At 70.0% G+C, this 22,187-nt stretch carries 23 protein-coding genes and 1 tRNA gene; 14 read left to right on the top strand and 10 right to left on the bottom strand.

The annotated features are described in order from the left end of the window. Positions 1-137: 137 nt before the first annotated feature. From rplK to HGG74_RS03060, 4 genes are all read right to left on the bottom strand, one after another. Complete coding sequence (gene rplK / locus HGG74_RS03075) at positions 138-569, bottom strand: 50S ribosomal protein L11 (protein WP_168484873.1); 432 nt, start codon at positions 567-569, stop codon at positions 138-140. A gap of 126 nt (positions 570-695) precedes the next feature. Then, a complete protein-coding gene (nusG, locus tag HGG74_RS03070) occupies positions 696-1,565 on the bottom strand; it encodes a transcription termination/antitermination protein NusG (RefSeq protein WP_168484872.1) in 870 nt (289 codons plus the stop codon). A gap of 100 nt (positions 1,566-1,665) precedes the next feature. Next, positions 1,666-1,935 (bottom strand): preprotein translocase subunit SecE, encoded by a 270-nt coding sequence (secE, locus tag HGG74_RS03065; protein ID WP_168485182.1) that lies wholly within the window; start codon positions 1,933-1,935, stop codon positions 1,666-1,668. A 143-nt stretch (positions 1,936-2,078) separates the two neighbouring features. Beyond that, positions 2,079-2,151: transfer RNA gene (locus tag HGG74_RS03060), tRNA-Trp, on the bottom strand. Between the two features lie 293 nt (positions 2,152-2,444). Between HGG74_RS03060 and HGG74_RS03055 the strand changes: the two genes are divergently transcribed. Next, positions 2,445-3,665: a pyridoxal phosphate-dependent aminotransferase gene (locus tag HGG74_RS03055; protein ID WP_168484871.1), complete on the top strand. Its 1,221-nt coding sequence runs from the start codon at positions 2,445-2,447 to the stop codon at positions 3,663-3,665. Between the two features lie 77 nt (positions 3,666-3,742). Here HGG74_RS03055 and HGG74_RS03050 read toward each other — a convergent pair whose 3' ends face one another. Both HGG74_RS03050 and HGG74_RS03045 read right to left on the bottom strand, forming a co-directional pair. Next, positions 3,743-4,417 (bottom strand): LuxR C-terminal-related transcriptional regulator, encoded by a 675-nt coding sequence (locus HGG74_RS03050; protein WP_168484870.1) that lies wholly within the window; start codon positions 4,415-4,417, stop codon positions 3,743-3,745. Continuing rightward, complete coding sequence (locus tag HGG74_RS03045) at positions 4,417-5,661, bottom strand: ATP-binding protein (protein WP_168484869.1); 1,245 nt, start codon at positions 5,659-5,661, stop codon at positions 4,417-4,419. Before HGG74_RS03045 ends, HGG74_RS03050 begins: the two co-directional genes overlap by 1 nt. Positions 5,662-5,786: 125 nt before the next feature. Between HGG74_RS03045 and HGG74_RS03040 the strand changes: the two genes are divergently transcribed. The 5 genes from HGG74_RS03040 (at position 5,787) to HGG74_RS03020 (ending at position 9,623) form a co-directional block, all read left to right on the top strand. Further along, positions 5,787-7,166 (top strand): PspC domain-containing protein, encoded by a 1,380-nt coding sequence (locus tag HGG74_RS03040; RefSeq protein ID WP_168484868.1) that lies wholly within the window; start codon positions 5,787-5,789, stop codon positions 7,164-7,166. After that, on the top strand, positions 7,166-7,504 hold the full coding sequence (locus tag HGG74_RS21130) for a hypothetical protein (protein ID WP_205761244.1): 339 nt from the start codon (positions 7,166-7,168) through the stop codon (positions 7,502-7,504). The genes HGG74_RS03040 and HGG74_RS21130 overlap by 1 nt, the downstream gene beginning before the upstream one ends. After that, complete coding sequence (locus tag HGG74_RS03030; RefSeq protein ID WP_168484867.1) at positions 7,504-7,761, top strand: PspC domain-containing protein; 258 nt, start codon at positions 7,504-7,506, stop codon at positions 7,759-7,761. The genes HGG74_RS21130 and HGG74_RS03030 overlap by 1 nt, the downstream gene beginning before the upstream one ends. A gap of 108 nt (positions 7,762-7,869) precedes the next feature. Continuing rightward, positions 7,870-8,898 carry a 6-phosphofructokinase gene (locus tag HGG74_RS03025; protein ID WP_168484866.1) on the top strand — a complete coding sequence of 343 codons (1,029 nt, stop codon included), beginning with the start codon at positions 7,870-7,872 and terminating at the stop codon, positions 8,896-8,898. A gap of 26 nt (positions 8,899-8,924) precedes the next feature. Next, on the top strand, positions 8,925-9,623 hold the full coding sequence (locus HGG74_RS03020) for a GNAT family N-acetyltransferase (RefSeq protein ID WP_168484865.1): 699 nt from the start codon (positions 8,925-8,927) through the stop codon (positions 9,621-9,623). Positions 9,624-9,674: 51 nt separating this feature from the next. On the opposite strand, the gene ygfZ is transcribed toward HGG74_RS03020, so the two are convergent. From ygfZ to HGG74_RS03005, 3 genes are all read right to left on the bottom strand, one after another. Then, positions 9,675-10,757 (bottom strand): CAF17-like 4Fe-4S cluster assembly/insertion protein YgfZ, encoded by a 1,083-nt coding sequence (gene ygfZ / locus HGG74_RS03015; protein WP_168484864.1) that lies wholly within the window; start codon positions 10,755-10,757, stop codon positions 9,675-9,677. Between the two features lies 1 nt (position 10,758). After that, positions 10,759-11,358, bottom strand: a complete 600-nt coding sequence (locus tag HGG74_RS03010; protein ID WP_168484863.1) for a nitrobindin family protein — start codon at positions 11,356-11,358, stop codon at positions 10,759-10,761. 266 nt (positions 11,359-11,624) lie between these two features. Next, complete coding sequence (locus tag HGG74_RS03005; protein ID WP_312856718.1) at positions 11,625-12,368, bottom strand: hypothetical protein; 744 nt, start codon at positions 12,366-12,368, stop codon at positions 11,625-11,627. Positions 12,369-12,526: 158 nt separating this feature from the next. Here HGG74_RS03005 and HGG74_RS03000 point away from each other — a divergent pair, with 158 nt between their 5' ends. The 8 genes from HGG74_RS03000 to HGG74_RS02965 all read left to right on the top strand — a co-directional run bounded on the left by HGG74_RS03000 (position 12,527) and on the right by HGG74_RS02965 (position 21,041). Next, positions 12,527-13,237, top strand: coding sequence for a winged helix-turn-helix transcriptional regulator (locus tag HGG74_RS03000; protein WP_168484862.1), 711 nt, complete (start codon positions 12,527-12,529; stop codon positions 13,235-13,237). Between the two features lie 260 nt (positions 13,238-13,497). Next, positions 13,498-14,460 (top strand): mycothiol synthase, encoded by a 963-nt coding sequence (gene mshD, locus HGG74_RS02995; protein ID WP_168484861.1) that lies wholly within the window; start codon positions 13,498-13,500, stop codon positions 14,458-14,460. A gap of 85 nt (positions 14,461-14,545) precedes the next feature. After that, positions 14,546-16,771, top strand: coding sequence for an RNA degradosome polyphosphate kinase (locus HGG74_RS02990; RefSeq protein WP_205761243.1), 2,226 nt, complete (start codon positions 14,546-14,548; stop codon positions 16,769-16,771). Between the two features lie 7 nt (positions 16,772-16,778). After that, the gene (locus tag HGG74_RS02985) at positions 16,779-17,762 is read left to right on the top strand and encodes an NUDIX hydrolase (RefSeq protein WP_246262606.1); all 984 of its coding nucleotides are present in this window, start codon (positions 16,779-16,781) and stop codon (positions 17,760-17,762) included. A gap of 18 nt (positions 17,763-17,780) precedes the next feature. Then, entirely contained in the window at positions 17,781-18,608 is an 828-nt protein-coding gene (locus HGG74_RS02980; RefSeq protein WP_168484859.1) for a thymidylate synthase, read from the top strand. Continuing rightward, the gene (locus tag HGG74_RS02975; protein ID WP_168484858.1) at positions 18,605-19,171 is read left to right on the top strand and encodes a dihydrofolate reductase; all 567 of its coding nucleotides are present in this window, start codon (positions 18,605-18,607) and stop codon (positions 19,169-19,171) included. The genes HGG74_RS02980 and HGG74_RS02975 overlap by 4 nt, the downstream gene beginning before the upstream one ends. Positions 19,172-19,282: 111 nt before the next feature. After that, positions 19,283-20,431: an aspartate-semialdehyde dehydrogenase gene (gene asd, locus HGG74_RS02970; RefSeq protein ID WP_168484857.1), complete on the top strand. Its 1,149-nt coding sequence runs from the start codon at positions 19,283-19,285 to the stop codon at positions 20,429-20,431. Positions 20,432-20,600: 169 nt separating this feature from the next. After that, positions 20,601-21,041, top strand: a complete 441-nt coding sequence (locus tag HGG74_RS02965) for a hypothetical protein (protein ID WP_168484856.1) — start codon at positions 20,601-20,603, stop codon at positions 21,039-21,041. Positions 21,042-21,088: 47 nt separating this feature from the next. Here the strand turns inward: HGG74_RS02965 and HGG74_RS02960 are convergent, their stop codons facing one another. Next, on the bottom strand, positions 21,089-22,183 hold the full coding sequence (locus HGG74_RS02960; protein WP_168484855.1) for a UDP-N-acetylmuramate dehydrogenase: 1,095 nt from the start codon (positions 22,181-22,183) through the stop codon (positions 21,089-21,091). Positions 22,184-22,187: the final 4 nt, after the last annotated feature.

Below are 22,187 nucleotides of genomic sequence, written 5' to 3'. Positions count from 1 at the left end.
CCGCGCCCGGCCCTGCCACTACGACGGCGGATGCCACCTGCTGCGGCTCGGAGCCGCCGTCGTTCTTTGGTTTTGTCTTGCGTGGTCTCGATACGGCCGCAGGGCGACCTACAAGACCACCGGGTGGAGCCTGGTCCTTAGCCTTCGACGGTGATGCCCATGGAGCGGGCGGTACCGGCGATGATCTTGGCGGCAGCCTGGATGTCGTTGGCGTTGAGGTCTTCCATCTTGGTGCTGGCGATTTCCTCGACCTGAGCCTGGGTCAGCTTCGCAACCTTGGTGGTGTGCGGCGTGGCCGAACCCTTCTGCACGCCGGCAGCCTTCTTGATCAGCTCGGCGGCCGGAGGCGTCTTGGTGACGAAGGTGAAGGAACGGTCTTCGTAGACCGTGATCTCCACCGGGATCACGTTGCCGCGCTGGGCCTCGGTGGCGGCGTTGTACGCCTTGCAGAATTCCATGATGTTGACACCGTGCTGACCAAGCGCCGGGCCGATCGGCGGGGCCGGGTTGGCGGCGCCTGCCTGGATCTGGAGCTTGATGAGGCCGGTGACCTTTTTCTTCGGGGCCATATCGGGTCCTTCTCTCAATTGCGTACCGCGGGCACAGGAGCGTACCTGCGGCGGGTGGCCGCCATGGCGCGGCGGCCGTCCGCCCAGTCCCGGCTAAAGCGTCACCGGGCTGCGCGAAGTCTGGGGCTAGTGGATCTTGGTGACCTGGTTGAACGAGAGGGTCACCGGGGTTTCGCGCTCGAAGATGGTCACCAGGACCACCAGCTGCTGGGATTCCGGCTTGATCTCGGAGATCGTCGCGGGCAGGGTCTCGAACGGGCCGTCGTTGACGGTCACCGACTCGCCGACCTCGAAGTCCACCGACACCGGGGCGGCGGCTGCGGCGGCCCTGGCCGGCTTGCCCGCAGCGGCCGGGGCGGTGATCGTGTGCTCCAGCATGGAGAACACCTCGTCCAGGCTCAGCGGGACCGGGTTGTGCGCGTTGCCGACGAACCCGGTGACGCCCGGGGTGTGGCGCACGGCGCCCCAGGAGGCGTCCGTCAGGTCCATGCGGACCAGTACGTAGCCGGGAATGCGCACGCGGTTGACGATCTTGCGCGTCGTGTTCTTGATCTCCACGACCTCTTCCATGGGGACCTGGATCTCGTAGATGTAGTCCTCCATGTCCAGGGTCTGGATGCGGGTTTCCAGATTGGCCTTGACCCGGTTTTCGTAACCGGCGTAGGAGTGGATGACGTACCAGTCGCCGGGCTGGCGGCGCAGCTTGGCGCGGAAGGCCGCGACCGGGTCCTCCTCCTCGGCAGCCGGCTCAACGGCAGCGCCGCCCTCGGCATCGGCTGCGCCCTCTTCAGCATCCGCTGCGGCTTCGCCTGCGTCCTCGTCATCGGCATCGGCATCGGCATCGGCATCGGCATCGGCCGCAGTGTCGGCGTCGCCGGGCTCGGCGGCAACGCCGAAAGCCGGCGCCTCACCGGCACCGGTCTCAGTAACCTGCTCCCCGTATTCCAGATCCGCGTCGTCTTCGGGATTCCGGGCTTCGAGTTCCTGGTCGGACACTTAGCTTCCTGCTTTCTTCTTCAGCTCTGTTGTTTCGCGCGGGTCCCGGCCGAGACGCCTGCTGGTGGTCCGCAGCCGGCAGAACGCGCAGCAGCGGGCGCTACTGTTCAGGCACACCGTCACCGAAAATGAAGAATGCACCCTGGCCGAACACCAGATCCAGGACCGTCACAATCAGCATCATGATGGCCACGAAGCCGATCACGACGAGCGTGTAGTTCAGCAGTTCCTTGCGGGTGGGGGTGACAACCTTCTTCAGCTCAGCAATGACCTGGCGGATGAAGAGGACGATGCGGGCGAAGAAGCCGCGCTTGTCCGACTGCCTGCCGGAAGGGCTCCCCTTGGAGCTACTGGCGGCCGTCTCGGTCAACCTGTGCCTCACTCATCTCGTCCTTGGCAGCCAGCGGACGAAGACTTCCGGGACCTGCCCGGCTCGTTGCCCGACCGTTTGCCGGCTTGCGCCTTATGCCGATCGCATTTCTGCTGCTCTACCGCACTCACGACGGTTATGCGCAGGGCAGACAGGACTCGAACCTGCAACCTGCGGTTTTGGAGACCGCTGCGCTACCAATTGCGCCACTACCCTAGGATGCACTGCCTGCCGGAACCCGCGCACCCCTTACGGGCACACACCGGCATGGCGTTTGAAGCACCGGAGATCAAGTGTACGCCAAGGTTGGCCCGACGTCGAACCGGACCTCCGTCCGCTTCCGCCGCCCCGGATCCCTCCGGCAGGCGTCGACTCTCCAATTATGCACGATTTTGGCGCGCGGTTTTCCCGCATGGTCCGGGCTGCGGCCTGCCCAAGGGTGGGGAACGGGAGCGCCCCAACCTCTAGACTGAGTGCTGACCACGCTCCCTTTCACAGACAGGACCCCCATGCCTGCCCAAGCGCGCATTTCCCAGCGGATCGCTGCCATCGCCGAGTCGGCTACCCTGGCCGTGGACGCCAAGGCCAAGGCCCTGAAGGCCGCCGGGCGCCCCGTGATCGGCTTCGGCGCCGGCGAACCGGACTTCCCCACCCCCGGCTACATCGTCGAGGCGGCCATCGAGGCGGCGCGGCAGCCGAAGTTCCACCGCTACTCCCCCGCCGGCGGGCTGCCCGAGCTGAAGCAGGCGGTCGCGGCCAAGACGCTGCGGGACTCCGGCTACCAGGTGGATCCGTCCCAGGTCCTGATCACCAACGGCGGCAAGCAGGCCGTGTACGAGTCCTTCGCGACCCTGCTGGATCCGGGCGACGAGGTGCTGGTGCCCACCCCGTTCTGGACCACCTACCCGGAGGCGATCCGGCTGGCCGGCGGCGTGCCGGTGGAGGTCTTCGCCGGCCCGGAGCAGGGCTACCTGGTGACCGTGGACCAGCTCGACGCGGCGCTGACCGAGCGGACCAAGGTCCTGCTGTTCGTCTCCCCCTCCAACCCCACCGGTGCCGTCTACTCCCCGGAGCAGGTGCGCGAAATCGGCCAGTGGGCCGCCGCCAAGGGCCTGTGGGTGGTTACCGACGAAATCTACGAGCACCTGACCTACGACGGCGTGCCGTTCACCTCGATTGCCACCGCGGTGCCGGAGCTGGGCGACAAGGTGGTCATCCTCAACGGTGTGGCCAAGACCTACGCCATGACCGGCTGGCGCGTGGGCTGGATGATCGGCCCGCAGGATGTCATCAAGGCGGCCACCAACCTGCAGTCCCACGCCACCTCCAATGTGGCCAATGTCTCGCAGATGGCCGCGCTGGCCGCCGTCTCCGGACCGCTGACCGCGGTGGACGAGATGAAGGTGGCCTTCGACCGCCGCCGCAAGGCCATGGTCACCGCGCTCAACGCCATCGACGGCGTCGACTGCCCGACGCCGAAGGGCGCCTTCTACGCCTACGCGGACGTCCGCGGCCTGCTGGGCCAGGAATTCGCCACCGCCACCGGGACGGTGTCCCCGGCCACCTCGGCCGAGCTGGCTGCCCTGATCCTGGACACGGTCGAAGTCGCGGTCGTTCCCGGCGAGGCCTTCGGTCCCTCCGGCTACATCCGCCTCTCGTACGCCCTGGGCGACGAGGACCTGGCCACCGGTGTCGGGCGCCTGCAGGAATTCCTCGGCACCATGAAGTAGCGCACCCTCAAGCAGCAAAGACTGCGGCCTGCCGGGACCCTGGGGTTCCCGGCAGGCCGCCGCCGTTTTCGGCACGGCTACAGGATCCGCCGGTCCACGGCCCAGCGGGTCAGCTCGTGCCGGGAGGACAGCTGCAGCTTGCGCAGCACCGCCGAGACATGGGTTTCCACCGTCTTGATGGAGATGAACAGTTCCCGGGCCACCTCCTTGTAGCTGTAGCCGCGGGCGATCAGCCGCATCACTTCCAGTTCCCGGGCGGAGAGCTTGTCCAGCTCCTCGTCCGCGGCGGCCACGGCCGCCGTCCCGAAGGCGTCGAGCACAAAACCGGCCAGACGCGGCGAGAACGCCGCGTCCCCGCCGGCCACCCGGACCACGGCGTCGGAAATCTCCGCCCCGGAGACCGTCTTGGTGACATAGCCGCGGGCCCCGGCCCGGATCACCGAGACCACGTCCTCGGCCGAGTCGGACACGCTCAGGGCCAGGAACCTGGTGATGCCCTGCAGGTCCGCGCACCCGGCCACCACCTCCGCGCCGCCGCCCCCGCGGCCGCCGGGCAGGTGGACATCCAGCAGCACCACCGGCGGGGTGTGCTCGTGGATCACCCGGATGGCCTCCTCCACGGTGGCCGCCTCGCCCACCACCCGCATCCGCGCGTCTAGGTCCGCCTTGAGTCCGGAACGGAAGATGGCGTGGTCATCCACCACCACGATGTCGATGGGCATGGTGACGGGGATACTGGTCGGTTCGGTCATCATCCGTTTCCTTCCTCCACATGGTCCAGGCTGAGCTGGACTTCGGTGCCGTTGCCGGTGTTGCGGATGCGGGCGCTGCCGCCGTGGCGCTCCATCCGGCCGACCAATGACTCGCGCACGCCCAGCCGGTCCGCCGGCACGTCCTGCAGCTCGAAGCCGGGCCCGCGGTCGCGGATGAACACTTCGCTGCGCGTGCCGGTGACCTCGACATAGACCGAGACGGGGCTGCCGGCGTGCTTGGCCGCGTTCTGCACGGCCTCGCGGGTGGCCTGCACCAGGGCCTCGTGCCGCTCGGTGACCGCCGTGTCGCCAACGGCGACGACCTCGACCGGATGCCCGTAGGCGTCCTCGACCACCGCTGCGGCCTCCCTGATCCGGTCCACCAGGTTGCCGTGTTCGCTGCGGGCATCCCGGTACAGCCACTGGCGCAGCTGGCGTTCCTGTGCCCGGGCCAGCCTGGTCACGTCCTGTTCGCTGCCGGCCCGGTTCTGGATCAGCGCCAGCGTCTGCAGCACCGAATCGTGCAGGTGCGCGGCGATTTCGGCCCGCTCCTGCTCGCGGATGCGCCCGCTGCGTTCAGCCTCCAGGTCCCGCCAGTACTTCAGCACCCAGGGGGCCAGCACCAGCAGCACCCCGGCCAGCACCGCCAGCGAGGCCAGCAGTGCCTGCCACAGCTGTTCGACACTGCCGGTGCCGGAGATGGCGGTGAAAATTCCGACGACGACCAGCACCAGCCCGGCCACCAGCCGGACCACGCCCTGCACGCCGGCGGCCCCTGCCCGGTCCCGCAGGTCCGTCCGGCGGGCCTCGTCCAGCTGCATCCAGGCGATCCCGGCCCCGCCGGCAATGGCCAGCAGCGGCAGCCAGGTGCCCCACGGCACGTCGGCTCCGGCCATCTGCAGGACGACGGCGGCCGCGGCCACCAGCAGGGCGGCACCGGTGGCGATTTCCCTGGTGCCGGGCCGGAGCATCGGCTGCCGGGTGCCGGCCGGCGGCCCGGGCGCCCGCCGGAGAGCGCGGACGGCAGGTGCCTGCGGCCCGCCGGCGCGGCTGCGTGCGTATTCGTCCGCCGTCGGAACCAGCAGCCAGAGCCAGACATACAGCAGCACGCCGGCGCCGCCGGCGAGCGCGAGCGCCGTCATCCCCAGCCGGCAGGCCGCGGCGGAGATCCCCAGGTGCCGGGCAAGGCCGGAGCACACGCCCGCGATGACGCGGGCGTCGGACCGGACCAGAGGTTCGCGCATGGATTAATCCAAGCACGGCCGGCCCCGGCGCGGGCACCGTGCGGGGCAGGTCCAGGGGCCGGTTCAGGGAAGTTTCAGGGTAGGCCCCCATGGCTGGCGCCGGGCCGGCTTGGAAAGATCAGGACATGACCTCCGAACCTACCCCCCATCTGCCGGGGCAGCCCGCAGAGCAGCCACCGGCACAGCCCTCCGGGCCACCGCAGGCACCCCCGGCCCGGCCGGCGTCGAACAGCTTCTTCGCGTGGCTGCGCAACCTGGGCATCGTGCGCGGCGAGGACCGCTGGATCGGCGGCGTCGCCGCCGGCACCGCCCGGCGCACCGGGCTGGACCCGGTCCTGGTCCGCGGCCTGTTCATCCTGCTGGCCGTCTTCGGCGGCACCGGCGTGCTGCTCTACGGCCTGGCCTGGGCACTGCTGCCCGAACCGGACGGCAGGATCCATGCCGAGGAAGCCGGACGCCGGCGCTGGAGCGCAGGCATGACCGGCGCGGTGATCGTCACGGTCCTGGGCCTGGTCAACACTCCCTTCGGGATCTTCGGCCCGGACGGGCGGTTCCGCGGCGCCGGCTGGGCCGTGCTGTGGACGGCAGCCATCATTGCCCTGGTCGTCTGGCTCAGCGGCCGCAGGCGGGGTCCCGCTCCCGGAGCCAGCGGCCCGGCAGCGGGCGGGGACTACACGTCCTTCGCCCCGGCAGCCGGTCCCCCCGACGCCTACCCGGCGGCGCCGGGCTACCCGGCAACCGCCGCCTACCCGCCCGACCTGACGCCGCCTGCCGGCTACGCCGCGGCCCGGCCGGCCCGGCGGGGGCCCTCCGGCCCCGCCGTGGCGGTGACCCTCGGGGCCGCCATGCTGCTGGGCGGACTCGTGCTGGCCCTGAATGCGGCGCGGGTGCTGGAGCTTGGCCCGACGGTCGTCCCGGCCACGGCAGCAGTCGTGCTGGTGACGCTGGGCATCGGCGTCGTCGCCGCCGGCATCCGCGGCCGCAGCTCCGGAGTGCTGGGCTTCCTGGCCGCCGTCGGCGTGGCCGCCGCCCTGCTCGCCAGCGCCGGCGTGCAGTGGCAGGCGGGCAACGTCGCGGTCGGTACGGCCACCAGCTGGAGTACGTCCGGGACGGCCCCTGCCGGCGAAGGCTACAGTGTGGCCGCCGGCGAGGGCACGGTCGACCTGAGCGGGGTCCGGCCCGGCCCGGCCGGCGGCCCCGCCGTCGTGCCCGTCAATGCCGCCGCCGCCTCCGTGGAGGTCATCATCCCCCGCGGCGCAGTGGTCCAGGTCCGCTCCCGGCTGGCCTTCGGGAACATCGAATACCGCACCGCGCAAGGCAACGGCAGCTACTCCGGGTTCTGGCGCCCGGCGGTCTTCACCCTCAACGACAACGGTTCGCCGCCGGTGCTGATCCTGCAGATCCGCGGCGCGATGAGCAGCGTCGAGGTCGTCGAAGGCCCTGCCGCGCCGGCTCCCGAGGGAACCCGGGCAATCCCGGGAATCCAGGAAAGAGAGGCACTGTGATGAACAACGACTTCGCGCCGGAGCCACGGAACGGGGCCGCGCCCGCCGGACCGCACGCCGGCACCATTGTCTGGGGCCTGACCGCTATCGCCGTGGGCCTGCTGGTGCTGGCCGGCCTCTGGTGGGACATCAGCTTCAACCTCGGCTATGTGCTGATCGCCCTGCTGATCGGTTCCGGCACCGCCCTGGTGGCCGCCGGTATCCTGAGCTTCATCCGCAGCAGGAAGGCCGGCAGCCAGGATACCGGCCAGGACGACCACGACGGCAGCGCCGGCGGCGGAACGGCGCAGCCCTCCTCGCAGACATCCCCCCAGACACCTCCCGAAGGCAGGCCTTGATGGACTCCGTGTACAGCTTCCTCCGTTCCCTTCCCCTCCGGCGCGGCCCGGACCGCTGGGTCGCCGGCATCTGCGGCGGCATTGCCGCCAGATTCGGCTGGGATCCATCCCTGGTGCGGATCGCCACGCTGCTGCTCTTCCTGTTCCCCGGGATCGGCCTTGGGGCCTACCTGGTGCTCTGGCTGCTGCTGCCCTGGCAGGACGGCAGCATCGTCCTGGAGCGGCTGCTGGCCGGCAGGGGCAGCAGCCGGCCGTAACACCGGCGAATGTGGAGACACAGTTTCCGACCGCGCATAGAATCGGAAGGGGCCCGATGGAGCGCTCCCTTACCTGCCTTGAACCCGTCAAGACGAAAGCTGGGCTCCATGAAGATCGGCATCCTGACCAGCGGCGGCGACTGCCCCGGCCTGAACGCTGTCATCCGCGGCGCGGTCCTTAAGGGCATCAAGATCTACGGGCACGAGTTCGTCGGGTTCCGGGACGGCTGGCGCGGGGTCGTCGACGGCGACACCATCGAGCTGCCCCGGCACATGGTCCGCGGCATTTCCAAGCAGGGCGGCACCATCCTGGGCACCTCGCGCACCAATCCCTATGACGGCCCGAACGGTGGCCCGGAAAAGATCAAGGCCACGCTCGCCCGGCTCGGCGTCGACGCCGTCATCGCCATCGGCGGCGAAGGCACCTTGGCCGGGGCCCGCGAACTGTCGGAGGCCGGGCTGCCGATCGTGGGCGTGCCCAAGACCATCGACAACGACCTGGACGCCACCGACTACACCTTCGGCTTCGACACCGCCGTGCAGATTGCCACCGAGGCCATCGACCGGCTGCGCACCACCGGCGAATCCCACCACCGGTGCATGATCGCCGAAGTCATGGGGCGCAACGTGGGCTGGATTGCCCTGCACGCCGGCATGGCCTCCGGTGCCCACGCCATCCTGATCCCGGAGCAGCAGGTGTCCATGGACCAGGTGGTGGAGTGGGTCCTGGAGGCCCACGGCCGCGGGCGGGCGCCGCTGGTGGTCGTCGCGGAGGGCTGGGTCCCGGCCGGCGAGCACATCGCGCATTCGGTGCGCGGCACGGACGTCTTCGGCCGGCCCCGGCTCGGCGGCATCGGCGAGCGGATCGCGCCGCAGATCGAGCACCTGACGGGACTGGAAACCCGCGCCGCCACGCTGGGCCACATCCAGCGCGGCGGCGTCCCCTCCGCCTTCGACCGCGTGCTGGCCACCAGGCTGGGCATGGCCTCGGTGGACGCGGCGACCAAGGGCCTGTGGGGCACCATGGTTTCGCTGCGCAGCACCGAGATCGTCAACGTCGGCCTCGAGGAGGCGGTCGGCAACCTCAAGAAAGTTCCGCAGGAACGCTACGACGAGGCGGCCATGCTCTTCGGCTGAGGCGCGCCTCGGCCTAATGTGGCAGCATGCAGCTGGATTCCGGCACCGCCGACATCATCCTGCTGGCCTGGGCACGCCTGCTCGGTTTCGGCGACGCGGCCCTGGCCGCCCCCGAGGGACGGCTGTCACGGATCGACGACGACGCCGCGGTGCTGACGTTCGTCCGGCTGTTCGGCCGCTCCGCCCTGGTTGGGCCCGCCTGGGCGGTCGAAGGTGCCGCCGCCTATTCGGACGCAGAGCTGGCCGAGTACCATACGCTGCTGCAGCTGAGCCGGGACTATGGCGGCCACGGGCTGGGCAAGGCGTACCTGTCCTTCGCCGACGACCTGCCCCTGGCGCAGCCGGCCGGGGAAAACACCGTCTCCACCCTGGCCGAGGACGCCGCACGGCTTGAGGCGCTCTGCCCGCCGGATGACATCAACGAGGTGGGCCTGAGCAATATGGACAAGACCTTTGTGCTGCTGCACGGGGCCGAACCGGTGGCCGGCGCCGGCTACGAGGAATGGGAAGCCATCCTCGGGCATCTGGCCGCGCTGACCGCCCCGGCCTACCGGCGCCGCGGCATGGGCAGCCTGATGGCCGCCGTCGCCGGCCACGAGGCCTTGGGGGCAGGGCTGATTCCGCAGTGGCGCGCGCACGAGAACAATGCCGCCTCGCGGGCCACCGCGCGCTCCCTCGGCTTCGTCGAAGCCGGCACGCAGACCTCGGTCTACCTGCCGGCCTAGCGTTCGCAGCCACCCCGCGGCGCAGCGTGCTGCGCCGCCGCGGCGGATGTGTTAGCGCGGGCCGCGCAGGAAACCGCCCGGCCGGCCGACCACCTGGCCGGCGTCCGGCGCGACGATCACTTCCTGGGCGGCGTCGTACTCTTCGTCACCATCCACGACCAGCAGCGGCGCGGCCGGATCCACCGACCGCTTGACCACGGCCAGCGCCACCGGGCCCATTTCATAGTGCAAGGCCGCCGAGGTGAGCGTACCCACTTTCCGGTCCCCGAGCCGGACCTCGCTGCCGGCCGCCGGCAGGGTGTGCCGGGCGCCGTCGAGCTGCAGGAAGACCAGCCGGCGCGGCGGATGCCCCAGGTTGTGCACCCGGGCAATGGTCTCCTGCCCCTTGTAGCAGCCCTTGGCCAGGTGCACCGCGGTGCGGATCAGGTCCAGTTCGTGCGGGATGGTCTTGTCATCGGTCTCAGCGCCGAAGCGCGGCCGCCAGGCGGCAATCCGCAGGGCTTCGGCCGCCCAGACGCCGGCCAGCGCCTGGTCCCGGAGCGCGGACTCCAGCTCACCGGCCGGCAGCAGGTACTCGAACCAGGTGAGCGCACGGCCCGGATGGGCCGGCTCCTCGATGCCGGTGTAGGCGAAGCCCCCGGCGCCCACCCGGGGCCACGGATCCTGCCACACCGTCCGGCCGGCGAACCCGGGCACTTCCCGGGTGCTGCCGACGACGGCCCACTGGCCGGTGGCGTCGGCAATCTCGACCTGGAACATGAACTTCATCTTCAGCAGCCACTCGGCCAGGCCGGCAGCCTCGAAGGATTCGACGATCAGCCAGGCGGTGTCGCCGTCGTCGACCAGGCGGATGTCGTATTCGATGCGCCCCTGGACGGTCAGCAGCAGGGCCTCGGTGGATTCGCCCGGCTGCAGGTCCAGCAGCAGCTGCGAGGACAGCGTGTTGAGCCAGCGCAGCCGGTCCGGACCGGAGACCGTCACCACGCCGCGGTGGGACAGGTCCACGAGGGCCTCGCCCGCGGCCAGCAGGCGCTGCTCGCGCAGCGGGTCCCCATAGTGGGCGGCCACCCCGGCATCGGCGCCGGCGGCTTCCACCGCGCCGGGACGGGCCAGCAGGGGGCTGCGGTAGGTCATCTCAGGCCACCTTCTTCAGGATGGCGGAGGCGTGCGCCTCCAGTTCGTTGCCCTGGGCGGCTACGTCCCAGCGCCAGAAAAGGTCCCCGTTCACGAGGCCGAACATGCGCGTGGCGCCGGTATATTCCTTGGACTGCGACCCGCGCATCACCATGTCCGTGGCGAGCTGGATCTGCGGCCCCTTGATCTGCCCGTAGTAGAGCTCGGCGATGCCGCCGGGATGGACGATGGTGGCCGTGATGTCGAAGCCGCCGCTGGCATTGCGCAGTTCTTCGACCTCGTCGGCCGACTTCAGGGCCGGGACGATTTCGGCCGGGACCAGCCCCGGACCGGCGTCGGCCTCGTTGAGCTTGCGGTCCAGCGCCCAGAAACCGGTTTCCACCGACAGCGGGCGCAGCTTCGTGCCCTGCTCGTCGGTGAGCCAGCTCTCCGCGGTGTACTGCAGGTACGGCAGTCCGTTCTGCTTGAACGTCACCGTCTGGAAGAAGTGCTCCGAGTCCGCCTCACCGCTGCCCAGGCGCCCGCGCCCCTCCCACGTGCCCAGCAGCCAGGACAGCGGAACCAGCTCCGGTGTCAGGTCGGTCGGGATTTCGATGGCCATGGCGCGATACCTGCCTCCGGCAATTGCCTACTTCTGGCCCTTGAAGAGGCGCCAGACGACCAGGCCCGCGAACCATGCCATGGACAGGCCGGCGATCACGAGAAGGCTGATGAAGAAAATCTCGAGTGCTAGATGCGACATACCCCCATAGTAACGGCCGCCCGGAGCCCGTGCGGACGCGTTACGGCACCCCCGGCGGTTTCATGACCAGCGTCACATCCGGCACTGTTTTCCGCCGTTCCGCTTGTTCGTTGCGCGCGGGCTGGTCAGTGGATCAGGAGACGTTCGAGCGGGTAGACCAGCGAGCCGGCAGCCAGCACCGGCATCAGCCCCGCCGAGACCATCGCGGTGGCCCGGTGCGGTCCGCCGCCGGCCAGCAGCAGCCGGCGGAAGCAGACGATGACGGTGCCCATCACGGCGCCGACGAGCACCGCCGGCCAGAGCGGCACCGACGTGAACAGGGCTCCACCCACTCCCCCGGCCAGCCCCGCGAGCACCACGCCCAGCGGGGCCACCAGGCGGTCCGGCCACGGCAGGACGGAGGCGGCCACAGCGAACAGCATGCTGACGGCGGTGACCAGCAGGAGCGGGGAATCGGCTGCGTTGGCGCTGAGCCGCTCGCTGGCCACCCAGCCCGAACCCAGGGCGGCGAGGACGGCCCCGGTGCTGGCCCCGAAGGTCGACTCCAGGCGGTGCGGCTGGCCGGTGCCGCGCAGCAGCTGGATCACGAAGACGGCGATGACGGCCAGCGCCACGACCACCACCGTCCACTGCATGGCCATCGTTTCCGGGGCGGCTGCTGCCAGCAGCGCGGCGGAGATGCCGGACAGGGCGATCACCGTGGCCAGGGTCTTCCGGGCGGGCACGGCGAGCAGCACCGGCCAGCCGGCACCGGCGGCCACCGACGCTGCGCACACGATTGTTACGACCGCTCCCAGCGACAGGTAGGAGGCGCCGGCCACGGCACACAAAACGGCGGCCGAAGCCGCCGCCACTATCCAGATCCTCACCCCGCCATACTGCCCTATCGGCTCCCCGAGTGCGAGGACGCGTGGCGCTCGGCACCCTCGGCGATATAATGAGGCGCAACCGTCAGGCAGGACCCGAGTTCCGTGCGGCCTGCGGCGGTCCGCCCGATGATGTGCGCCATCTACCCCTTGGAGGAAACATGCCGCACATACTGCTCCTGACCAACAGCCCCGGCTCGTCCGTCGACGTCCTCCCGGCTCTCGAACTGCTCAACCACAAGGTGCACATCCTCCCGGCCGAGCCTGCCGCCCTGCTCGAGACCGACCCCTCCGACGTCGTCATGGTCGATGCCCGCAAAGACCTGGTGGGCGCGCGCTCGCTGACGCAGCTGCTCAAGGCCACCGGCCTGAGCGCGCCGCTGATGCTCATTTTGACCGAGGGCGGCATGGCTGCGGTATCCGCCAACTGGCTGGCCGACGACGTCGTGCTGGACACCGCCGGCCCGGCCGAGGTGGAGGCGCGGCTGCGCCTGGCGATCGCGCGCGCCGACAGCACCGGCCAGGAGGCCAGCACCGAAATCCATGCCTCCGGCGTCGTCATCGACGAAGCCAGCTACACCGCCCGGGTGGGCGGTGAGCCGCTGAACCTGACCTACAAGGAATTCGAGCTGCTCAAGTACCTGGCCCAGCACCCGGGCCGGGTGTTCACCCGGGACCAGCTGCTGCACGAGGTCTGGGGCTACGACTACTACGGCGGCACGCGCACCGTCGACGTGCACGTCCGGCGGCTGCGCGCCAAGCTCGGCCCGGACCATGAGGGCCTGATCGGCACCGTGCGCAACGTCGGCTACCGCTTCACCCTGACCCGGACGCAGGACGAGAACCCTGCGGACGTGCCCCAGGGCACGTAAGGGCACCGGCCCGTCCGGCACCGCCGAGGGAGCAGCATCCCTCATGTAGCGCCCATCCGCCTCCCGCCGCTCACTTCGTTCGCGGCGGGGCAAGGGAGCACCCCGGGGTCCCCGTGCGCGAAGCGTACGGGGTAGGGTGCCCCGGGATAGCGCCTAACCGCCTCCCGCCGCTCACTTCGTTCGCGGCGGGGCAAGGGAGCACCCCGGGGTCCCCGTGCGCGAAGCGTACGGGGTAGGGTGCCCCGGGATAGGCTAAGTCCATGAGCGAACAGACAGCGCCGGTCTGGCCGGTGACCATCATCAAGGGCGCACCCGATCCGGAGGTGCTGGCCGACCTGAAGGCCCTGGCGGAGGCCGCCGCCGAAGCCGACGGCAATCCGCCGCTGTCCGAGCAGACCTGGGTGACGCTGCGGTCGGAGGACCCGGACAACCTGCTGGTGCTGGCGACCTATGCCGCGGAGGAGCATTCGGACCCGGCCACCGCCTCCTCGCTGGCCGGGGCCGCCGTCATCCTGCTGCCGCGCGGCGGCGAGGGCGTGTTCGAGCTGGTGGTCCACCCCGCCTACCGGAACCAGGGGGTGGGGACCGGACTGGTTGACGAGCTCCGCCGGCACACCGAGCTGCCCGACCTGCGGGCCTGGTCCCACGGTGCCCACGAGGGTGCCGCCCGGCTGGCGGCACGGTTCGGCTTTGTGCCCGTGCGCGAATTGTGGCGGATGCGCCTGGCCCATGTGCCCCGGCTGCCCGACGCGGTCCTGCCCGCCGGGGTCAAGCTGCGCAGCTTCGTGCCGGGCCAGGACGAGCAGGCCTGGCTCAAGGCCAACGCCGCGGCGTTCGCGCACCACCCGGAGCAGGGCGCCCTGACCCTGGCCGACCTGCGCGCCCGGATGGCGGAGCCGTGGTTCGACCCCGCAGGCTTCCTGCTGGCGGTGCGCGAGGACGACGGCGAACTGCTGGGCTTCCACTGGACCAAGGTCCACCCGCGCACCGGCACGCACCCGCCGATCGGAGAGGTGTACGTGGTCGGCGTGACCCCGCAGGCGCAGGGCATGGGGCTGGGCAAGGCGCTGACCGTGGCCGGCATCAAGCATCTGCAGGCGGCCGGCCAAAGCGCGATCATGCTGTACGTGGACGCGGACAACGAGGCCGCAGTGGCGCTGTACCGCAAGCTCGGGTTCACCCGCTGGGACACCGACGTGATGTACGCTCCGGCGGATCATTAATCTTATAACCAGGCCCTGGCCACCAGGGCTGATGGACCAATGGCCCTGCCTCCACTCCGCAGGGCCCAAGCACCAAGGAGACACCATGGTTCCCGAATCCGCCCCTCCGCTTTCCGTGAGGTTCGGTTCCACGGAGGTCGCCCCGGCCCGTGCCACCCAGGACCGCATCGACATCCCCGAGTTCGCCCCCTCGCAGATCCCCGACGGGGACTTCAGCCTCAACGACCGTTTCCTGGACCGGGAAATCAGCTGGCTGGACTTCAATGCCCGGGTCCTGGAGCTGGCCGAGGATCCGGACCTGTTCCTGCTGGAGCGGGTGAACTTCCTGTCCATCTTCGCCTCGAACCTGGACGAATTCTTCATGGTGCGGGTCGCCGGGCTGAAGCGGCGGATTGCCACCGGCCTGGCGGTGCCCTCGGCGGCCGGGCTCAACCCGATCGAGCAGCTGGAGCAGATCAGCGAGCAGGCGCACCGGCTCCATGAGCGGCACGCCCGGGTCTTCGCCGAGCAGATCCGCCCGGAACTGGCGTACGAACACATCCACATCGTGCGCTGGGACGAGCTCGACGACGCGGCGCAGCAGCAGCTGACCGTGATGTTCAAGGAGAAGGTCTTCCCGATCCTGACCCCGCTGGCCGTGGACCCTGCCCACCCGTTCCCCTACATCTCCGGCCTGTCCCTGAACCTGGCCGTCATCGTGCGCAACCCGGTGAGCGAGAAGGAACTGTTCGCCCGGGTAAAGGTGCCGGACCAGCTGCCGCGGCTGATCTCGGTCGACGGCCCGCGTGCCGGCTCGGTGCCCGGGCGCACCGCACGCTTCATCCCGCTGGAGGAAGTCATCGCCGTGCACCTGGACCTGCTGTTCCAGGGCATGGAGGTGCTGGAGCACCACAGCTTCCGGGTCACCCGCAACGAGGACCTGGAGGTGGAAGAGGACGACGCCGAGAACCTGCTGCAGGCGCTGGAGAAGGAACTGCTGCGCCGGCGCTTCGGCCCTCCGGTCCGCCTTGAGGTGACCACCGACATCAACCCCAGCGTGCGCCGGCTGCTGGTGCGCGAACTCGGCGTGGAGGACTCCGAGGTCTATGCCCTGCCGGCCCCGCTGGACCTGCGCGGGCTCAACGTCATCTCCAACATTGACCGCCCGGACCTGCACTACCCCAAGCAGCTGGCACACACCAGCCGCTACCTGAACGAGAGCGAAACCTCCAAGCCGGCCAATGTCTTCGCCGCCATGCGCCGCCGGGACATCCTGCTGCACCACCCGTACGATTCGTTCTCCACCTCGGTGCAGGCCTTCCTCGAGCAGGCCGCCGCCGATCCGAAGGTGCAGGCCATCAAGCAGACCCTGTACCGCACCTCCGGGGACTCGCCCATCGCCGATGCGCTGATCGATGCGGCCGAGGCCGGCAAGCAGGTGCTGGCCCTGGTGGAGATCAAGGCCCGCTTCGACGAGCAGGCCAACATCGACTGGGCCCGCAAGCTTGAGCAGGCCGGCGTGCACGTGGTGTACGGGATCGTGGGGCTGAAGACGCACTGCAAGCTCTCCCTGGTGGTGCGCCAGGAAGGCGACGGGCTGCGCCGCTACAGCCACATTGGCACCGGCAACTACCACCCGCGGACCGCCCGCTACTACGAGGACCTGGGCCTGCTGACCGCCGACGACCAGGTCGGCGAGGACCTGTCCAAGCTTTTCAACCAGCTGTCCGGCTACGCACCCAAGTCCACCTTCAAACGCCTGCTGGTGGCCCCCCGGTCGGTGCGCTCGGGCCTGATCGACCGGATCGAGAAGGAAATCGCCAACCGGCAGGCCGGCCTGGCCGCCCGGGTCATCATCAAGGTCAATTCGATGGTGGACGAGGCCGTCATCGACGCGCTTTACCGTGCCTCGCAGGCGGGCGTGCAGGTGGATGTCATCGTCCGCGGGATCTGCGCCGTCCGCCCCGGGGTCCCGGGGCTGAGCGACAACATCCGGGTACGCTCCATCCTGGGCCGTTTCCTGGAACACTCCCGGGTCTTCGCCTTCGCCAACGCCGGGGATCCGGCGGTGTACATCGGCTCGGCGGACATGATGCACCGGAACCTGGACCGCCGCGTCGAGGCGCTGGTGCAGCTGAAGAACCGCGACGACATCGCCGAACTCATTGCCCTCATGGACCGCTACCTGGATCCGGGCACCTCCAGCTGGCACCTGGACAGCCGGGGCGTCTGGATCCGCCACCACAAGGACGAGGAGGGCAATCCGCTCAGCGACGTGCAGTCCTGGCTGCTGGCCTCCCGCTCCCGCCAGCGCGCCGCGCTGCGCCGCTAGGCAGGACATGGAACAACGCTCAATGGAGGAAACGGCCCCCGCGCCTGCCCCGGACCCCCTCGCCGGCCCCGTCGCCGTCACCGCCGCGGGTGCGCTGTGCTGGCGCGTCCGGGAGAACAAGCTGCAGGTCCTGCTGATCCACCGTCCCCGCTACCGGGACTGGTCCTGGCCCAAGGGCAAGCTGGACAGCGGTGAAACACTGCCCGAATGCGCCGTCCGCGAGCTGCGCGAGGAAATCCAGGTGGACGTGCAGCTGGGCATCCCGCTGCCCACCGTGCGCTACCGCATCTCCTCCGGCATCAAGGAGGTCTTCTACTGGGCGGCCAGGCTCCAGGACGTGGAACCGGTCCCGGACGGGACCGAGGTGGACGAGGTCAAATGGTGCCCGGTGGACGAGGCCCTGGAGCTGCTGTCCAACCCCTCGGACCGCGAGCCGCTGGAGGAACTCATCACCGCGCACAGCCGCGGGGACCTGGAAACCTACCCCTTCATCGTCGTCCGCCATGCCAAGGCCAAGCCCCGCTCGACCTGGAACAAGGCCGAAGGCGAGCGCCCCCTCGCCGCCACCGGCAGGCGCCAGGCCCTGGCGGTCTGCCGGATGCTCACCGCCTGGCGGCCCAAACGCATTGCCTCCAGTCCCTGGGTGCGGTGCGTGCAGACCATTACCCCGTATGTCGAAGCGCAGCAGGTCAAGAAACTGCGCACCGTGCCCCAGCTGACCGAGCACGCGGCCGAGCGCAGCCCGAAGAAGGCCCGCGCCGCCATCGAGGCCCTGCTGGACAAGCAGAAGTCCACCGCCGTCTGCACCCACCGGCCGGTGCTGCCGCAGGTGTTCAAGGTGATGGAAAAACGGATGTCGCCGAAGCTGGCCGGCAAGCTGCCGGCGGCGGACCCGTACCTGCATCCGGGCGGAATCATTGTGTGCCAGATCAGTGTCAAGCATCCCGGCCGGATCGTTTCGGTCGAACAGTTCGACGCCTACGACGACTAACGTCCTAGACTGTAATCCGTGAACGCCACCTCGATCCCCACCCCGTACGAGGACCTGCTGCGCGACGTGCTGGCCACCGGCACGCCGAAGTCCGACCGCACCGGCACCGGCACCCGCAGCGTCTTCGGCCGCCAGATCCGCTTCGATCTCGCCGGGTCCTTCCCGCTGATCACCACCAAGCGCGTGCATTTCAAGTCCGTGGCCCTGGAGCTGCTGTGGTTCCTGCGCGGGGACTCGAACGTGAAGTGGCTGCAGGACCAGGGCGTGACGATCTGGGACGAGTGGGCGGATGAGGACGGCGAGCTCGGCCCGGTCTACGGTGTCCAGTGGCGGTCCTGGCCCACCCCGGACGGCGGGCACATCGACCAGATCGCCCAGCTCATCGACAGCCTGAAGGCCAACCCGGATTCCCGCCGGCACATCGTCTCGGCCTGGAACGTGGCCGAAATTTCCAAGATGGCGCTGCCGCCCTGCCATGCGTTCTTCCAGTTCTACGTCCAGCCGTCGCCGGAGGGCCCGGGCAGGCTGTCCTGCCAGCTCTACCAGCGCAGCGCCGACATGTTCCTGGGCGTGCCGTTCAACATCGCCTCCTACGCGCTGCTGACCCTGATGGTGGCCCAGCAGGTGGGGCTCGAACCCGGCGAGTTCATCTGGACCGGCGGCGACGTCCATATCTACGAGGACCACCTCCGGCAGGTCACCGAGCAGCTTGGCCGCGAGCCCTTCCCCTACCCGCAGCTGCGCATCACGCGCACCCCGGAGAGCATCTTCGACTACCGGCTGGAGGACTTCGAACTGGTCAACTACCGGCACCATCCGGCCATCAAGGCACCGGTGGCCGTATGAGCGCCCCCGGCCGCGCCGCCACCCCCGATTCCCCGTTGGTCGGACTCATCTGGGCCCAGACCACCAACGGCGTCATCGGCAAGGACGGCGGCATGCCGTGGCACCTGCCCGAAGACCTCGCCCACTTCAAACGCACCACCGCCGGCCATCCGGTCATCATGGGGCGGCGGACCTGGGAGTCCTTCCCCGCCAAGTACCGTCCCCTGCCCGGCCGGACCAACATTGTCATCAGCCGCAGCCCGCAGCGGCGGGCCGCGCTGGAAGCGGACGGCGCCGTCGTCGTGGAATCCCTGCCGCAGGCCCTGGCCGACGCCCGCCGGTATCCGGGGGCCGAGGAACTGTGGATCATCGGCGGCGGCGAAATTTTCCGCCTGGCCGCCGAGGAGGCGGACACCGCCCTGGTGACGGTGATCGACATGGAGTCCGACGGCGACACCTTCGCCCCGCTGCTGGGACCGGGCTGGGTGCTCGACGGGGTGCTGCCCGGCGAAGGCTGGGAGACCGGCGCCAACGGCACCCGCTACCGGATCGCCCGCTGGAACCGGCCCGGCGCCGCGCAGTAGGCCGCAGCGCTCCCGCGGATCCGCAGGGAAAGGTGCCGAATGTGCCCGGATCCGCCCGGATCCCCCACCCGTGGGATGGGCTGCACTGCCGGCTCGCGTAAAATGGAGCGCATGACTGAATCTGCCCGGAATTCCGCCCCTTCCGTGGGCCTGGTCGGTTGGCGCGGCATGGTCGGCTCCGTCCTCATGCAGCGCATGCAGGACGATGGCGACTTTGACCTGATCAACCCCGTGTTCTTCTCCACCTCCAATGCCGGCGGAGCCGCCCCGGCCTTCGCCGAAGGTGCCGGCCCGCTGCAGGACGCCTACGACGTCGACACCCTGGCCAAGCTGCCGATCATCGTGACGGCCCAGGGCGGGGACTACACCTCCGAGGTGTACCCGAAGCTGCGCGACGCCGGCTGGGACGGGATCTGGATCGACGCCGCCTCCACCCTGCGGATGGCCGACGACGCGATCATCGTGCTGGATCCGGTCAACCGGGACGTCATCGACGCCGGCCTGCAGCGCGGGGTCAGGAACTTCATTGGCGGCAACTGCACCGTCTCCTGCATGCTCATGGGCCTCGGCGGGCTGTTCAAGAACGGTCTGGTCGAGTGGGGAACCTCCATGACCTACCAGGCGGCCTCGGGCGGCGGAGCCCGGCACATGCGCGAACTGCTGACCCAGTTCGGCACCCTCAACGCCGCCGTGGCCGCGCAGCTGGCCGATCCGTCCTCGGCCATCCTGGAAATCGACCGCGCCGTGCTGAACACCCAGCGCAGCCCGGAACTGGACGCCACCCAGTTCGGCGTGCCGCTGGCCGGTTCCGTGATCCCGTGGATCGACAAGGACCTGGGCAATGGCCAGTCCAAGGAAGAATGGAAGGCCGGCGTCGAGACCAACAAGATCCTGGGCCGGGGCGGGGACGCCGGCAACCGCATCCCGTTCGACGGGCTGTGCGTGCGCATCGGAGCCATGCGCTCGCACTCCCAGGCCCTGACGCTCAAGCTCACCGAGGACCTGCCGGTGGAGGAGATCGAGCGGATCATCGACGCGGACAACGAATGGGCCACCGTGGTGCCCAACACGAAGGAAGCGACGCTGGAGCAGCTGACCCCGGTGGCGGTCAGCGGCACCCTGCAGATCCCGGTTGGCCGCATCCGCAAGCTGGAGATGGGGCCGGAGTACATCAGCGCCTTCACCATCGGCGACCAGCTGCTCTGGGGCGCCGCCGAACCGCTGCGCCGCATGCTGCGGATCGCCACCGGCAACCTCTAAGCACTTGCCGCCCCGGCGGGCCGCGTCCACTCCGGTGGACGCGGCCCGCTGCCGTTCAGGCCCGGTTCCGGGTTGCTGCTTCTCCTCCACAGCCGCCCCGCCCGCCGGACCGTCCACACCTCCGGTACAGGACGCCGCCGCGGCCGTGTCCCTTCCGTAGCGCGGACCCATGGACCCCGCAGACCTGCCGGCGGCGGCACCGGCCATCAACGAGGTCCTGGCCCGTTTCCTGGAACACTGCTGCCGCGGCAGGCAGCCGGTAACCGTCGACCGGTACCTGCGGATCAACGAGCACCTGAAGTTGTTCCTGGAGACCCGGGGCCAGGACCATGTCTGCGCCGAGGACGCCCGCTGGCTTGCCTTCGAACGGCAGTTCCAGCCCTACGGGGCGTTCTGCCGCCTGCTGCGCGCGGATGCCCTGCTGGCGGCGCTGCCGGAGTTCCTGGGCGGAAGCTGGCTGATGCCCCACGGCGTGGACTGCCGGGTCCAGGCCAGCCAGAGCAGCCGGCTGGTGCACTGGCTGATCTGCCGGGGCCTGGTGGACTTCCGCCGCCAGCAGCAGGACCTGGTCCGTTTCCGGGCCGCGCTGGACGCCAGGCAGGCGAAGTGAAGCGCGGCAACCTGCGGCGGGCAGGGCAGGCCGCCGGGTCCGGCCTGCTACAGCGCGCAGCCGATCAGCAGCGGCTCCGGGTGCAGCCGGATGCCGAAGGCGGCCTCGACGCCGTCGCGCACGGTGCGGGCAATGGCCAGGATATCGGCCGCCGCGGCATTGCCCCGGTTGGTAATGGCCAGGGTGTGCTTGGTGGACAGCGATGCGCGGCCGCCTGCCACGGCGAATCCGTCGACGGCGCCGTTGGCGGTGCCGGCCAGCCCGAACCCCTTGCCGAAGCCTGCCCGGTCGATCAGCCAGGCGGCGCTGAGCTTCACCTGCGCGCCCGCGGGCCACCGCGGGGCATCGGCGGGCAGGGCGTCTGCCTTGGCGGGATCGACGATGGGGTTGGTGAAGAAGGAGCCGGTGCTGAAGGTATCGCGGTCGGCCGCATCCAGCACCATGCCCTTGGAGGCGCGCAGCCTGAGGACTTCGCGGCGGACATCGGCGGCGCCGGCGCGCTGGCCGGCTTCGACGCCCAGGGAGCGGGCCAGCTCCGCATAGCGCACGGGGGCGCTCAGCCGGTCCCGCTCCAGCCGGAACTGAACGGACAGCACCACGTAGCGCGGCGAGCCGTTGACCGTGCTGCGCTTGAGCACCGAGTCCCGGTAGCCGAAGCCCAGGTCCGCGTTGCCGAAGGTCTTCACCGTGCCCTCGTGCCGGTCCCAGGTGCGCACCGAGACAATGGTGTGCGAGACGTCGGCCCCGTAGGCGCCGACATTCTGCACCGGCGTGGCTCCGGTCAGCCCGGGGATGCCCGAGAGCGCCTCCAGCCCGGACCAGCCGTGCCGCACGGACAGTTCGACCAGTTCGTCCCAGGGCTGCCCGGCTTCGGCGCGCAACAGCACGGTGCCGGAGCCGCCGTCGTCCGCTGAATGCTCGATCGAGTAGCCGGTGCTGGCCAGGCGCAGGACGGTGCCCGGCCAGCCCTCGTCGGAGATCACCAGGTTCGAGCCGCCGCCGATGATCAGCAGCTGCTCGCCGGCCTCGTCGGCGGCACGGACGGCATCAATGATCCCGGCCTCGGACGTGGCCTCGAGGCAGCGGCGGGCCGGACCGCCGACACCGACGGTGGTCAGCGGGGCCAGGCTGGCAGCAGTCACCGCG

This window comes from Arthrobacter mobilis (assembly GCF_012395835.1).
Lineage (GTDB): Bacteria > Actinomycetota > Actinomycetes > Actinomycetales > Micrococcaceae > Crystallibacter > Crystallibacter mobilis.
Note: the sequence above shows the minus strand (reverse complement) of the source record. Positions and strands in the feature narration are given on the sequence as shown.